Source organism: Kitasatospora sp. NPDC004669 (assembly GCF_040609455.1).
Taxonomy (GTDB): Bacteria; Actinomycetota; Actinomycetes; order Streptomycetales; family Streptomycetaceae; genus Kitasatospora.
The window spans coordinates 1-13,690 of record NZ_JBEXKB010000005.1; the positions used below are offsets into that span (position 1 = coordinate 1).

Sequence of the window (13,690 nt, forward strand, 5' to 3'; positions counted from 1 at the left end):
CGCCCCTACACTTTCGGGGCTTGTCGCCCACCACTTCCCGCCGGCGGGGCCCCCCGGGCGCGGCCCCGGTGCCCCCCCCGCCCGCCGGACCCGAGATCTCGGGTCCGGCGGCCGTCTGCGGGGCATCACCGATTACCGGCGGATGCTCGGCTTCAGTTCCAGGAAGCGGGCGAGCAGACCGTTCACGAAGGCCGGGGAGTCGTCCGTGGAGAACTCCTTGGCGATCTCGACGGCCTCGTCCAGGACGACCGCGTCCGGGACGCCGTCCTCCCAGATCAGCTCGTACGCGCCGAGCCGCAGGACGTTGCGGTCCACGATCGGCATGCGGTCGAGGGTCCAGCCCACCGCGTACTGCTCGATGAGCTCGTCGATGCGACGAGCGTGCTGGACGTACCCCTCGATGAGCTCCATGGTGTACTCGCCCACCTGCGGGGTGCCCTCGTCGGGCTTCGGCTCGCGGGCGCGGGCCACCCAGTCGGCGAGGACCTGCTGCGGGTCGACCCCGCGGTGGTCGGCCTCGAAGAGGATCTGGAAGGCCCGGGTACGGGCCTTGCTACGTGCGGCCGACACGGACTTACTTCACCCGGCCGAGGTAGCTGCCGTCGCGGGTGTCGACCTTGACCTTCTCACCGGTGGTGATGAAGAGCGGCACCTGGATCTCGGCACCGGTCTCCAGGGTGGCCGGCTTGGTGCCACCGGTGGAGCGGTCGCCCTGGACGCCCGGCTCGGTCTCGGCGATGACCAGCTCGACGGCGGCCGGGAGCTCGATGTACAGGACCGCGCCCTCGTTGGTGGCGACCAGGGCCTCGAAGCCCTCCAGCAGGTACTTGGCGGCGTCGCCGACGACGGCCGGCTCGACGGTCAGCTGGTCGTAGGTGTCCATGTCCATGAACACGAAGTTCTCGCCGTCCTTGTACGAGAACTGCATGCCGCGCTTGTCCACGTTGGCCGTCTCGACCTTGGTGCCCGCGTTGAAGGTCTTGTCGACGACCTTGCCGGTCAGGACCTCCTTGAGCTTGGTACGCACGAAGGCCGGGCCCTTGCCGGGCTTGACGTGCTGGAACTCGACGACGGACCAGAGCTTGCCGCCCTCCAGCTTGAGGACCATGCCGTTCTTGAGATCGTTCGTGGAAGCCACGGGCGCACTTACTCCTGGATATAGCTGTCAAGGAACCAAGGGTTTGCGTCCTGCCGCCGACGGCCTCGGGGGCCGCCGTCACAGGGCGAGGAGCTCCTTGGTGGTGATGGTGAGCAGCTCGGGCCCGCCCTCCTCGAGGGGGCGCACGACGAGCGTGTCCTCGATCCGGACCCCGCCCTTGCCCGGGAGGTGCACCCCTGGGCCGACGGTGACCGGCACGCGGCTGTCCAGTTTACCCATGTCCGACGGACCGAGGCGCGGCGCCTCCCGGATCTCCAGCCCGATGCCGTGCCCCACCGGGTGCGGCGAGGTCTCGGCGTGGCCCGCCGCCTCCAGGACCTGCCGGGCGGCCCGGTCGGGTACGCACTGCTCCACACCCGGCCCGAGCGCCTCCCGGCCGGCCCGCTGAGCGCGGAACACCAGCCGGTGCAGCTCCACCTGCCAGGGCTCGGGGGCGGCGCCGATCACGAAGGTCCGGGCGGTCGAGATGCCGTAGCCGCGGTACTGGGCGCCCATCACCACGGTGAGGAAGTCGCCCTCCTCCACCCGGCGGTCGGTGGGCTGGTGGGCGGGCTGGCCGGAGTGGTTGCCGGTGCCGACCGAGACCGGGAAGGCGGCCCGGTCGGCCCCGTGGTCGATCATCCGGCGCTCAAGCTCCATCGCGAGGTGCCGCTCGGTACGGCCGACCAGGATCGACTCCAGCAGCTCGCCGAGCGCCTGGTCGGCGATCTCGGCGGCGATCCGCAGGTCGGCGATCTCATGCTCGTCCTTGACCACCCGCAGCCGCTCCACCACCTGGCCGAGGTCCGCCAGCCGGGCGCCCTCCACCAGGCCCCCCACCGCCCGGTGCCGGGTGACGGACAGGTCGTGCTCCTCCACCGCCAGGTCCCGCACCCCCAGCCGCGCGGCGGCGGCCGCGGCGGCCAGCGCGGTGTCCGCCCCGGCCGACACCGGCACCTGGGTGACGTCCGCGACGATCAGGTGCTCCCCCGTGTCGTCCGGCGGCAGGTCGTCCGGCAACGCGAGCAGCGCCCGTTCCCGGGTCAGCAGCAAGGTCGCCCCACAGGGCGCGCAGCCCGTCAGATACCGCACGTTCGCCGCCCGGGTGACCATCGCCGCATCGGCCCCGGCCGCACTGCAGTGCTCCCTCACCCGCTCCCGCCGACCCGCGTACGCATCCACCATGCGTCGAGCCTACGAACCCCCACCCCAAACCGCCCGCCGAGCGCCGCCGAGGGGGCACGGGCCCACCCCCCGAGACCCGGCGAGCCGGTGGCGAACGAACCGGGGGACTCCCGGGAGCGGGGCCGGCCGATTTTCGCCCCTCAGGGCGCCGGTCGAGGGCGGCGGCCGCGCGGCGGGCGGACATGGACGCTCCCCCGGCGTCCGGGAATGGGCAGGACGGAGCCCACGTTAAACCGGGTGAAAACGACTTCCATTTCGATACAGGTTCGGCCCAGCCCGTCGAACCCGGCACCCCAGGCCCCCGGGAGGACACCCCGTGACCCGCAGTGAACTGCGCCCCGTGATCAAGCTCCGCTCCACCGCCGGCACCGGCTACACGTACGTGACCCGCAAGAACCGCCGGAACGACCCGGACCGGCTGGTCCTGCGCAAGTACGACCCGGCCACCGGCCGGCACGTCGACTTCCGCGAAGAGCGCTGACGAACACCCCCGAAGGAGCCCACCCGTGAAGTCCGGAATCCACCCCGACTACCGCCCGGTCGTCTTCCGCGACAAGGTCGGCCGGTCGCGGGTGCCCGACACCGCCGGCCGGGTCGAACGGTTCCACCGCCGCTACGGCAACCGGCACTGACGACAGGCCGAAACGGCGCCGCCCCACCCCGGGGAGGCACCGTTTCGGCCTGCGACAAGCGGCCTCAGCGCGGCGGCGGCACCGACACCACCATGGTCAACCGCAGCACCCGCTCCCCCGCGTTGCGGTAAAGGAGCGGCTGCGCCCGGTCCAGGTGGTCGGCGCCGGGCTCGCCGTCGCGGGCACGCTGCTGCTCGCGGCAGCGTGCCCGACGGGCTACTCGGCGGGCGTCCAGCGCTTCTCGACGCCGGCCAGCTTCCAGTACGCGATCGCGATCGCCCACACCACCACGAACAGCCCGGCGATCGCGTACCCGACGTTGTCCAGTGAGATGTCCGCGATGAACCCGGTGACCGGATCGGTCAGGTCGAGCTTCTCGTGCAGCACCCCGACCAGCTCGATGGTGCCGATGATGAAGGCCACCGCGATCGACAGCCCAGTGATGGTCAGGTTGTAGTACACCTTGCGCACCGGGTTGGAGAAGGCCCACTGGTACGCGAAGTTCATGAACGTCCCGTCCAGGGTGTCGAACAGGCTCATCCCGGCCGCGAACAGCAGCGGCAGGCAGACGATCGCGTACCAGGGCAGCCCGGCCGCCGCACCCGAGCCGGCCATCACCATCAGGGTGACCTCGGTCGCGGTGTCGAAGCCGAGGCCCAGCACCATGCCCACCGGGAACATCTGCCCGGGCCGGGTGATCGAGCGGGTCGCCCGGTTCAGCGCCCGGGCCATGAAGCCGCGCGAGTCGAGGTGCTGCTCCAGCTCCGCCTCGTCGTACTGCCCGGCCCGCATCGCCCGGAACACCTTGATGATGCCGATCAGCGCCGCCAGGTTGAGCGCGCCGATCAGGTAGAGGAAGACGCCGGAGGTGGTGGTGCCGACCATCCCGAGCCACTTGTGGGTGGTCGACTCGTCGTCCATCAGCGTGTTCGCCAGCTGGGCGCCACCCGCCACCAGGGCGGCCATGAGAACCACCATCGAGGAGTGTCCGAGGGCGAACCAGAAGCCGACCGAGACCGGCCGCTTGCCGTCCGCCATCAGCTTGCGGGTGGTGTTGTCGATCACCGCGATGTGGTCGGCATCGAAGGCGTGCCGCATGCCGAGGGTGTACGCGGTGATACCCAGGCCCACCCCGAAGACCTGGGTACCGACCGCGTAGTTGTGGGGCGCGACCAGGAAGATGAGCGTCCCGAAGGCCACCACGTGCATGGCCAGGATCACCCCCATCAGCCCGGCCGTACGTATGGTGTCCTCGCGCTTCCACCTGAAGGTGGGCAGGACGGAGGGGGCCGCCTCAGCAGGAGTGGCGGTTTCGGGCAGGGTCATCTTCGGATCACGCTCCAGCACCTCGTGGAAAGACTTCGTGAGATGCCGTGGCCGGTCTCCTGGCTTACGGGGCTTCCGGACCCGCCTTCCCAGGCGCACGAGACGCCCAGTGGCATGTGGGTTCGGACAACTCTCCCCCGATCACAGTGGCGAGGGCCGCTCCGGACTGGGACCCCTGAGGGTCCGTCACCGGTCTTCCCGAGCACCACGGCGGGGAACACCGTAGGGGTCCGGCGCCACCCTCGCAAGGTTGCGCACCTGTGCAGGTGTTCAGGATCACAGGCCCCTGCCTGCAAGAATGTACGCATGCATCTCGTACCGGCCGACCGCGCGGGCCACCGCACCATCGACGGGCACCGGGTCTGCGAGGCCATCGCCGCCATCGGCGACACCGCGCACGTCCGGTCCTGGGCCGAGCGGTTCTCCCTGCTCTCCGACCCCGGACGGCTCGCCCTGCTGCTCGCCCTCCACCGGGCCGGGCCGCTCGCCGTCACCGACCTGGCGGTTGCCACCGGCATGCGCGACCCCGCCGTCTCCCAGGCCCTGCGGCTGCTCCGCACAGCGGGCGTGGTCACCGGGGAGAAGGACGGACGCGTGGTGCGCTACCGGCTCGTGGACGACAGCATGCGCCCCCTCCTCGACGAGTGCGCCGCCGCCGAGCACCACGAGCCCACCGCCGCCGCGGGCTGACCGACAGTCGGGGCCGCCCGTCCCGCGCGAAGCGGCACCAGGAGCCGCCCGGATGAGTACGATGTGCCGCCGAGGCCGCCCTCCTCGGCCCGGCCCAACGCCCCGCCCCAACGCCCCGGTCAGCGCGGCGAGTTCCGGCTCGCGGGTGACGGCGGGACCGCGCGGCGGCCGGACCTGACGAGGTCTCGGCACCGGCTCGGGCTGGTGAAGGCGCTGCGCCCCCCGATGCTGTCGGCCTGCACCACCTGGCCGCCCACCGTGGTGCCTGGCACGGTGAGCGGCACTTCGCACCGATCCATCCGCCTGCTCCCCGCACCCGGCCGGCGGGCGGATCAGCTGGTCAGGCCGTCTGGCAGGTCGGGCACCAGAACAGGTTGCGGGCGGCGTGCTCCTCGGTCCGGACGTCCGCGCCGCAGACCAGGCAGGGCATCGCGGCGCGGCGGTAGACGTAGACCTCGCCGCCGTGGTCGTCCACCCGGGGCGGGCGGCCCATCGCCTCGGGGGTGTGCTCGGGGCGGACGGTGTCGATCCGGCCGGCGGCGACGCCCTCGTGCATCAGGGCGACCAGGTCGGCCCAGATCGCGTCCCACTCGCGGCGGCTGAGGTCGCGGCCGGCCCGGTGCGGGTTGATGTTGTGCCGGAACAACACCTCGGCGCGGTAGACGTTGCCGACGCCCGCCAGCACCTTCTGGTCCATCAGCAGCGCGGCGACGGTCGTCCGACTGCCCGATATCCGGCGCCAGGCGGCCTCCGGGTCGGCGTCGGCGCGCAGCGGGTCGGGGCCGAGCCGGGCGGCGACGGCGGCCTTCTCGGCGTCGGTGATCAGCTTGCAGGTGTTGGGGCCGCGCAGATCGGCGTAGCCGTCGTCGTTGGCCAGCCGCAGCCGGATCAGACCGACCGGGTCGGGTGCGGGGCCGGTGCCGAAGGTGAAGCCGCCGTAGAGGCCCAGGTGGACGTGCACCCAGGCGCCCTCCTCGAAGCCGAGGAAGAGGTGCTTGCCGGTGGCCTCGGCGCCGGTGAGCAGCTGCCCGTCGATCACCTTGGCCTCGTCGGCGAACCGGCCCTGCGGGCTGGAGACCTGGACCGGGCGGTCGCCGAAGGCCTTCCGGTTCTCTACGGCGAGGCGGTGGATGATGTGGCCTTCCGGCACGGGCGCCAGCTCCCCCAGAAGTAGTACGGCAGGACGGGGTCCATCATCGCAGCCGCCGCCGACAGCTCCACGAAGCCGCAGGTCAGCGCGGCCACAGATCAGCGAGGGCGCCCGTCAGCGGACCGGCATGCCCATCAGCCGGGCCAGGATCACCCGGTCCAGCTCGGCGGCCGTCCCGGCGATGTCCAGGTAGGAGTTGTCGATGATCGGCAGCCCGGAGTTGTACCAGCCGGCCATCCGGCCGTGGATCCGCGCCACCTCTTCGTCGCCGAGCCGCCGGTTGCCGCTGCGGCGGGCGTTGCGCTGCAGCACCGAGTCCAGGCTGGGCAACAGGACGACCGGGATCATGCCTGGCCCGATGTGCCGCTTCCAGCCGCCGAGGCCGATCGCCGGGCGGTCCGGGAAGACGGCGTCATCGATGATGCAGGAGATGCCGTTGGCCAGGTAGTTGCGGCAGGCGAAGCCGCAGGTGCGGCGGGCCAGCCGGTACTGGGCCTCGGAGGCGTTGTTCCAGCCGGACTGCGGGTTGGCGAAGCCGGACTGCACCCACTCGCGGACGTCGTCCAGGCTGATGTGGGCGGTCGGGGTGGCCCGGCACTCGGCCCAGTACCGGGCGACGGTGGTCTTGCCCGCCCCGGCGGGGCCGATCAGCAGCACGGCGATCGGCCCGGCGGGCGCGTGTCGCTGCAGCGGGTGGGCGGGGAGCTGGACGGGAGTACCGGTGGGCAGCACGAAGTGCCCGGTACCCCCGGCCGGCACGGGCGCACTCGGCGCGGGCTGCGGCGCCGCGGCCCGAGCGGGTGCCGGAGCGGGCGCGGCGGGTACCCGAGCGGGTGCCGGTGCCTGAGCGGGCGCCGGTGTCCGAGCAGGTACAGGAGCGGGTGCGGGCGCGACCGGAGGCGGTGGCACCGGCACGGCGGCGGGAGCCGGGGCGGGCACCGGCACGGCGGCGGGAACCGGAGCGGGCACCGGCACGGCGGCGGGAACCGGAGCGGGCACCGGCCCGGGAGCCGGGGCGGGCACAATACCGGCGGAAGGCGCCGGACCGGCGGAAGGCGCCGGAGCGGCCGGCGGCCGAACCGACGGAGGCGGAGGAGGCGGAAACGGCGTCCCCGACGGGGACACCCCCGTACCGCCCCCCGGTGGCACCGGCGGAGCGGCGGGACGCGGCGGGACCTGCCCACCTCCGGCGTACTGCGTCACGGCACCTCCCGACACCTCTCAGCGGGGACACTACACGGCGGCCCGGCGGCGGGCACAGTCCGCCGCCGGGCCGCCGGCTCGCCCCACCCGCTCTGACCTCGGCCGACATCAGCTCACGTCAACCCGCAGGCCGCCCGGGTCAGCTCAGATCAGGTCAGGTCCGTCCGGATCAACTCGCGTCAGCCGAAGCCGATTCGGGTCGACCGAAGCTCACCGCGAGGTGAGCTGCTCGGCCAGCGCCCGCAGCGCCAGCTCGTACGACCCGATCCCGAAGCCGGCGATGGTACCGGAGGCCACCGCGGCGATCACCGAGTTGTGCCGGAAGGTCTCCCGGGCGTACGGGTTGGAGATGTGCACCTCGATCAGCGGCGCGGTCCGCTGCGCGGCGGCGTCCCGCATCGCGTACGAGTAGTGGGTGAACGCACCCGGGTTGATCACCACGGGCACCTGCCCGTCGGCCGCCTCGTGCAGCCACTCCACCATCTGCTGCTCGGAGTTGGTCTCGTGCACCTCGACCTCGAAGCCGAACTCCTTGCCCAGCGCGGTGCAGCGCTCGACCAGTCCGGCGTACGAGGTGGCGCCGTAGACGTCCGGCTCGCGGCTGCCCAGCCGACCGAGGTTGGGGCCGTTGAGCACCATCACCCGGGTCACGAGGAGACCTCCGCGTAGGCGGCCACCAGCAGCGACGGGTCCGGGCCCTCCAGCACGGAGGTCTTGCCGAGGCCGTCCAGGACGATGAAGCGGATCAGGTCGCCGCGCGACTTCTTGTCGATCTTCATCGCGTCCAGAAGCTTCGGCCAGGCGTCCGCCCGGTAGCTCAGCGGCAGGCCGACCGAGGCCAGCACGGTGCGGTGCCGGTCGGCCGTCTCATCGTCCAACCGCCCGGCCAGACGGCCGAGTTCGGCGGCGAAGACCATGCCGATGGAGATCGCCGCGCCGTGCCGCCACTTGTAGCGCTCGTTGCGCTCGATGGCATGGCCCAGGGTGTGGCCGTAGTTGAGGATCTCCCGCTGACCGGACTCCTTGAGGTCGCCGGAGACCACGTCGGCCTTGACCTGGATGGCCCGGCGGATCAGCTCGACGGTGTGCGGGCCGGCCGGGGTCCTGGCGCCCTCCGGGTCGGCCTCGATCAGGTCGAGGATGGCCGGGTCGGCGATGAATCCGCACTTGATGACCTCGGCGAGGCCGGAGACGTAGTCGTGCTTGGGCACGGTCTCCAGGGTGCCGAGGTCGGCCAGCACGCCCACCGGCGGGTGGAAGGCGCCGACCATGTTCTTGCCCTCGGCGATGTTGATGCCGGTCTTGCCGCCGACGGCCGCGTCGACCATGCCGAGCAGCGTGGTGGGCATGGAGATCCAGCGCACCCCGCGCAGCCAGGTCGCGGCGACGAAGCCGGCCAGGTCGGTGGTGGCTCCGCCGCCGAGGCCGACGACGACGTCGCTGCGGGTGAAGCCGGTCTGTCCGAGCACCGACCAGCAGTACGCGGCGACCTCGACGCTCTTCGCCTCCTCGGCGTTGGGCACCTGCAGCGCGATCGCCTCGTACCCCTCGCCGGCCAGGTCGTCGCGGATGGCGTCGGCGGTGGCGGCCAGCGCCTCCGGGTGGATGATCGCGACCCGCTTCGCCCCTCTTGTCCCCATGTGGGGGGGTCCGATCAGCGGCGCCAGCTCACCGAGCAGCTGGTGCCCGATCAGCACGTCGTAGGGGTCGTGGCCGGCGCTGCCGCCGACGTGAATCCTGACGATGTTGTCAGTCATGGGGGGTCTTCAGCTCCAGTGCTTCCAGTACGGCGTCCGCGACCTGCCCGGGGGTGCGGCCGGCGGTGTCGACCACGGCGGTGGCCACCTCCAGGTAGAGGGGGCGGCGGGCCTCCATCAGCTCGCGCCAGCGGGCCCGCGGGTTGACGGCCAGCAACGGGCGCGGGGCGTCCAGGCCGACCCGCTTGACCGCGTCGCCCAGCGGGACCTCCAGGAAGACCACCGGCAGCTCGCGCAGCAGCTCCCGGGTGGCCTCGGCCATCACCGCGCCACCGCCGAGCGCCAGCACCCCGCCGTACCCGCTGGCGGCGGCGCGGACGGCCGCCACCTCCAGCTCGCGGAAGTGCGGCTCGCCCTCGTCGATGAAGATCTCCGGGATGGGCTTGCCGGCCAGCGCCTCGATGTCGGCGTCGGTGTCCCGGAATCCGACGCCCAGGCGCTCGGCCAGGGCCCGCCCGACGGTGGACTTGCCACTGCCGGGCGGGCCGACCAGCACCACAACAGGAGTGATCATCGGATGATCAGGTGCTCCAGGTAGTTCTGCACATTGCGGCGGGTCTCCGACACGTGGTCGCCGCCGAACTTCTCGTTCACCGCGTCGGCCAGCACCAGCGCGACCATCGCCTCGGCGACGATGCCGGCGGCCGGCACCGCGCAGACGTCCGAGCGCTGGTGGTGCGCCTTGGCCGGCTCGCCGGTGCGCACGTCCAGGGTCTGCAGCGCCCGCGGCACGGTGGCGATCGGCTTCATCGCGGCGCGCACCCGCAGCACCTCACCGGTGGACAGGCCGCCCTCGGTGCCGCCGGAGCGGCCGGAGGTGCGCTTGACGCCCTCGGGGGTGGGGACGATCTCGTCGTGCGCCTTCGAGCCCGGCACCCGGGCCAGCTCGAAGCCGTCGCCGACCTCGACGCCCTTGATCGCCTGGATGCCCATCAGCGCGGCGGCCAGCCGAGCGTCCAGCCGGCGGTCCCAGTGCACGTGCGAGCCGAGGCCCACCGGCACGCCGTACGCGAGCACCTCGACCACGCCGCCGAGGGTGTCGCCGTCCTTGTGGGCCTGGTCGATCTCGGCGACCATCGCCTTCGAGGCGTCCGCGTCCAGGCAGCGCACCGGGTCGGCGTCCAGCCGGGCCTCGTCCGAGGGCAGCGGCAGCACGCCGGCCGGCGCCTTGGCGGCGGCCAGCTCGACCACGTGGCTGACGATCTCGATCCCGCAGGTCTCCTTCAGGTACGAGCGGGCGACCGCGCCCAGCGCGACCCGGGCGGCCGTCTCCCGGGCGCTGGCGCGCTCCAGGATCGGCCGGGCCTCGTCGATCGAGTACTTCTGCATGCCAGCCAGGTCGGCGTGGCCGGGCCGGGGCCGAGTCAGCGCCTCGTTGCGGGCCAGGCCCGCCAGCACCTCGGGGTCGACCGGGTCGGCCGACATGACCTGCTCCCACTTCGGCCACTCCGTGTTGCCGACCATGATCGCCACCGGGCTGCCCATGGTCAGACCGTGCCGGACGCCGCCGAGGAAGGTCACCTCGTCCTGCTCGAACTTCATCCGCGCCCCGCGGCCGTAACCGAGCCGGCGGCGCGCCAGCGCGTCGGCCACCACGGCGGTGGTGACCGGTACACCGGCGGGCAGGCCTTCCAGCGTCGCGACGAGTGCGGGGCCGTGCGACTCCCCCGCCGTCAGCCAGCGCAACGTACCCAACGGAGCTCCTTCATCAGCGGACCGGCCCACGGCACCGCCGCGGCCCGCCCCGGGCGTGCCTTGTGCCTGAATCCTTTCATGCCCCAGCGGCACCCGGGGTCACAGTCCGCGTGACGGACAGCAACCGGTCACCATCCGGCCGTGGCCCGGCCGCACGCCTCGACTCAGCGCCCCGCCAGCGCCTTCTCGCCCGCCTCGCGCATGGCCGCCAGCGGTCCGGGCGTCCGCCCGGTGAAGGCCTCGCTCTGCAGCACCGCCTGGTGCACCAGCAGGTCCAGCCCGCCCAGGACGGTCGACCCGCGCTCGGCGCAGGCGGCGGCCAGCGCCGTCGGCCACGGGTGGTACAGCACGTCGAACAACGCCCCCGGCGCGGCGGGCAGCCCGGTCGCGAAGCCGTCCGTGGCACCGACCGGCGTGGTGGAGACGGTCAGCGGCCGCTCCAGCGCCTCCGCCCCGCGCTCCCAGTCGGCGGTGCGGACGACCACGCCCAGCCGCTCGCCCAGCTCGGCCATCTCCCGGGCCCGCTCGGCGCTGCGCACGTAGACCGCCACCTCGCCGGTGCAGACCTGGGCGAGCGCCGCCAGCGCCGAGGAGGCGGTGGCCCCGGCGCCCAGCACGGCGGCGGCGGACACCTCGGTGATGCCGCGCTCGCGCAGCGCGTTCACCAGCCCGGGGACGTCGGTGTTGTCCCCGGTGCGCCGGCCGTCGGCGGTGAACACCACGGTGTTGACCGCGTCCACCGAGCGGGCCGTCGCGCTGACCTCGTCCAGCAGTGGGATGACCGCCCGCTTGAGCGGCATCGTCAGCGACAGCCCGGCCCACTCGGCCTCGTCCAGCCCTGCGACGAAGCCGGGCAGGCCGGCCTCGTCGATCTCGAAGCGGTCGTAGCACCAGCCGTCCAGCCCGAGCGCCGCGAAGGCGGCCCGGTGCAGGTCCGGCGAGAGCGAGTGGGCGATCGGCGAACCGAGGACGGCCGCCCGGTGCTTGCTGGTCAACGCTACCTCTCCGTGAACTACCGTCTGGCCAGGGCTACTTGGTGGTGCAGTGACCGCGGGCCTCGTCGAAGCCGTTGCCGGCCGCCAGGCAGTACTCCTTGACGTTCGCGTAGTGCTCCTTGGCCGTCTCGGCGAAGCGGGTCTCGGTCGGGGACATCGCGATGAAGTACAGCCACTTGCCGTCCGCCGGGTGCAGCACCGCGTTGATCGCGTCGTCGCCGGGGTTGGAGATCGGCGTCGGCGGCAGGCCGGGGTTGACGTAGGTGTTGTACTTGTTGGACGCGTTGTCCATGTCGCTCTTGGTGAGCTCCTTGCGGCCCAGCGAGTACTGCAGCGTGGTGTCCATGCCGAGGCGGTGGTGGGTCTCGGGCTCGTTGGCCAGGCGGTTCTGGATGGTCTTGGCCATCTTGGCGAAGTCCGCGGTGTTGTTGCCCTCGCGCTGCAGGATGCTGGCCTCGGTGATCACCTCGTAGGCGTTCTTGAGGCCCACCGAGGCGGCCTGGCCGTCCAGGCTCGCGTACTTGTCGGTGGCGTTCTTCACCATCTGCTTGAGCAACTCCTCGGGCTTCATGCCGTCGGCGATGTTGTAGCGGGTCGGCCAGAGGAAGCCCTCGACGTTGCCCTGGGCGTAGCCGGGCAGGCCGAGGTCGTTCACCTGGGCCTTGGCGACGTTCGCCGTGGCGCCCTTCTGCAGCTTCAGCTTGGTGTCGATCATCGCGAAGATCTCGGAGGAGTTCTTGCCCTCCGGGATCACGATGGCCGCGCCGCCCGCCTGGTCCAGCAGCTCCTTGAGCGCGGCGGCCGCCGACATCTCCTTCTTCATCCCGTAGAAGCCGGGCTGGATGGTGCCGCACTTGGTGTCGGCGTTGCAGGCCTTGGTGAACGCGTCGACGCTCTTGACCACACCGGCGTTCTTCAGCGCCAGACCGATCTGCCCGCCGACCGCGCCCTGCTTGACCTCGACCTGGACGGAACCGCTGCCGTCACCCGTGAAGTCCGGCGGCGGGCCGAAGTTCTTCTGGTAGAAGCCGTAGCCCCACCAGCCGGCGCCGCCCACGGCGCCGAGCAGCACCAGCGCGACCAGCAGGCAGGCGCCGCCGTTGCGGCGACCGGCCTTCTTGCCCTTCTCCTTGCGCTTCTTCTTGGCCTCGCGGGAGTCGTCCTGCTCGCCGAGGAAGCCGGTCTCCTCGACCTCCGCGTGCTCCTCGACGTACCCGTCGTCCTCGAAGTGCCCGTCCTCGTACTGCCCGTCCTCGTGGCCGTCCCACTCCTCGGCCGCGGGCTCGTACGCGCCGCCGACCGGGCCGGCGCCGGACTCCAGCGCGGCGGCCTCGGCCTCCCAGTCGATCCCGTCCGGACCGGGGCCGGAGGCGGGCGCGGCCGGCCGGGCCTGCTGCGGCGCCTGCTGAACCTGCTGCTGGGCGGGCTGCTGCTGAACCTGCTGCTGCGGCATGCCCTGCTGCATCGGCATCTGCTGCTGGGGCGCCGTCATCTGCTGCGGGTGACCCTGCTGCATCTGCTGCTGCGGCATGCCCTGCCGCATCGGCATCTGCTGCTGGGGCGCCGTCATCTGCTGCGGGTGTCCCCGCTGCATCTGCTGCTGGGGGTAGCCCTGCTCGAAGCCCTGCTGCGGCACCTGCTGCTGCGGCGCCGTCATCTGCTGCGGGTGACCCTGCTGCTGGTACCCCTCGGGGTATCCCTGCTGCTGCATCTGCTGCTGATACGCCTGCTGCTGCACGCCCCCGTACGGCTGCTGGACCTGCTGACCCTGCTGCGAGTACTGCTGCTGCCACTGGCCGTCCTGCTGGCCGGGGACCGGCTGCCCGCCGCCGTACCCGGGATCACCGGGGTGCCACGGCTCGCCCTGGGGGCCGTAGCCCCGACCCAGATCGGTCATTGATCCCCTTAACCGACGGTGA

16 protein-coding genes and 1 riboswitch are annotated in these 13,690 nt (G+C 72.4%); of the genes, 4 read left to right on the forward strand and 12 right to left on the reverse strand.

Annotated elements, in window-relative coordinates:
- Positions 1 to 132: 132 nt before the first annotated feature.
- From nusB to ABZW30_RS05960, 3 genes are all read right to left on the reverse strand, one after another.
- The gene (gene nusB, locus ABZW30_RS05950; protein ID WP_355669803.1) at positions 133 to 570 is read right to left on the reverse strand and encodes a transcription antitermination factor NusB; all 438 of its coding nucleotides are present in this window, start codon (positions 568 to 570) and stop codon (positions 133 to 135) included.
- Between the two features lie 4 nt (positions 571 to 574).
- Positions 575 to 1,138: an elongation factor P gene (gene efp, locus ABZW30_RS05955; RefSeq protein WP_355669804.1), complete on the reverse strand. Its 564-nt coding sequence runs from the start codon at positions 1,136 to 1,138 to the stop codon at positions 575 to 577.
- A 78-nt stretch (positions 1,139 to 1,216) separates the two neighbouring features.
- Positions 1,217 to 2,323, reverse strand: a complete 1,107-nt coding sequence (locus ABZW30_RS05960; RefSeq protein WP_355669805.1) for an aminopeptidase P family protein — start codon at positions 2,321 to 2,323, stop codon at positions 1,217 to 1,219.
- Between the two features lie 316 nt (positions 2,324 to 2,639).
- Between ABZW30_RS05960 and rpmG the strand changes: the two genes are divergently transcribed.
- Together rpmG and ABZW30_RS05970 are read left to right on the forward strand one after the other, a co-directional pair.
- Positions 2,640 to 2,804, forward strand: a complete 165-nt coding sequence (gene rpmG, locus ABZW30_RS05965; RefSeq protein ID WP_355669806.1) for a 50S ribosomal protein L33 — start codon at positions 2,640 to 2,642, stop codon at positions 2,802 to 2,804.
- A 25-nt stretch (positions 2,805 to 2,829) separates the two neighbouring features.
- Positions 2,830 to 2,955 carry a hypothetical protein gene (locus ABZW30_RS05970; protein ID WP_355669807.1) on the forward strand — a complete coding sequence of 42 codons (126 nt, stop codon included), beginning with the start codon at positions 2,830 to 2,832 and terminating at the stop codon, positions 2,953 to 2,955.
- Between the two features lie 216 nt (positions 2,956 to 3,171).
- Here the strand turns inward: ABZW30_RS05970 and ABZW30_RS05975 are convergent, their stop codons facing one another.
- A complete protein-coding gene (locus ABZW30_RS05975) occupies positions 3,172 to 4,281 on the reverse strand; it encodes a HoxN/HupN/NixA family nickel/cobalt transporter (RefSeq protein ID WP_355669808.1) in 1,110 nt (369 codons plus the stop codon).
- A gap of 31 nt (positions 4,282 to 4,312) precedes the next feature.
- Positions 4,313 to 4,506, reverse strand: a riboswitch (cobalamin riboswitch).
- An 81-nt stretch (positions 4,507 to 4,587) separates the two neighbouring features.
- Here ABZW30_RS05975 and ABZW30_RS05980 point away from each other — a divergent pair.
- Positions 4,588 to 4,971 carry a metalloregulator ArsR/SmtB family transcription factor gene (locus ABZW30_RS05980; RefSeq protein WP_355669809.1) on the forward strand — a complete coding sequence of 128 codons (384 nt, stop codon included), beginning with the start codon at positions 4,588 to 4,590 and terminating at the stop codon, positions 4,969 to 4,971.
- A gap of 340 nt (positions 4,972 to 5,311) precedes the next feature.
- On the opposite strand, the gene ABZW30_RS05985 is transcribed toward ABZW30_RS05980, so the two are convergent.
- From ABZW30_RS05985 to mltG, 8 genes are all read right to left on the reverse strand, one after another.
- Complete coding sequence (locus tag ABZW30_RS05985) at positions 5,312 to 6,121, reverse strand: DNA-formamidopyrimidine glycosylase family protein (RefSeq protein WP_355669810.1); 810 nt, start codon at positions 6,119 to 6,121, stop codon at positions 5,312 to 5,314.
- A gap of 114 nt (positions 6,122 to 6,235) precedes the next feature.
- Positions 6,236 to 7,036: an AAA family ATPase gene (locus tag ABZW30_RS05990; protein WP_355669990.1), complete on the reverse strand. Its 801-nt coding sequence runs from the start codon at positions 7,034 to 7,036 to the stop codon at positions 6,236 to 6,238.
- A gap of 498 nt (positions 7,037 to 7,534) precedes the next feature.
- Entirely contained in the window at positions 7,535 to 7,963 is a 429-nt protein-coding gene (aroQ, locus tag ABZW30_RS05995; protein ID WP_355669991.1) for a type II 3-dehydroquinate dehydratase, read from the reverse strand.
- An 8-nt stretch (positions 7,964 to 7,971) separates the two neighbouring features.
- Entirely contained in the window at positions 7,972 to 9,081 is a 1,110-nt protein-coding gene (gene aroB, locus ABZW30_RS06000; RefSeq protein WP_355669811.1) for a 3-dehydroquinate synthase, read from the reverse strand.
- The gene (locus ABZW30_RS06005; RefSeq protein ID WP_355669812.1) at positions 9,074 to 9,595 is read right to left on the reverse strand and encodes a shikimate kinase; all 522 of its coding nucleotides are present in this window, start codon (positions 9,593 to 9,595) and stop codon (positions 9,074 to 9,076) included. The genes aroB and ABZW30_RS06005 overlap by 8 nt, the downstream gene beginning before the upstream one ends.
- Complete coding sequence (aroC, locus tag ABZW30_RS06010; protein WP_355669813.1) at positions 9,592 to 10,776, reverse strand: chorismate synthase; 1,185 nt, start codon at positions 10,774 to 10,776, stop codon at positions 9,592 to 9,594. The genes ABZW30_RS06005 and aroC overlap by 4 nt, the downstream gene beginning before the upstream one ends.
- 164 nt (positions 10,777 to 10,940) lie before the next feature.
- A complete protein-coding gene (locus ABZW30_RS06015) occupies positions 10,941 to 11,771 on the reverse strand; it encodes a shikimate dehydrogenase (RefSeq protein WP_355669814.1) in 831 nt (276 codons plus the stop codon).
- Positions 11,772 to 11,805: 34 nt separating this feature from the next.
- Positions 11,806 to 13,302, reverse strand: a complete 1,497-nt coding sequence (gene mltG, locus ABZW30_RS06020) for an endolytic transglycosylase MltG (protein WP_355669815.1) — start codon at positions 13,300 to 13,302, stop codon at positions 11,806 to 11,808.
- Between mltG and ABZW30_RS06025 the strand changes: the two genes are divergently transcribed.
- Positions 13,273 to 13,671 (forward strand): hypothetical protein, encoded by a 399-nt coding sequence (locus tag ABZW30_RS06025; RefSeq protein WP_355669816.1) that lies wholly within the window; start codon positions 13,273 to 13,275, stop codon positions 13,669 to 13,671. The two genes, mltG and ABZW30_RS06025, sit on opposite strands and share 30 nt — an antisense overlap.
- The last annotated feature ends 19 nt before the right edge of the window (positions 13,672 to 13,690 follow it).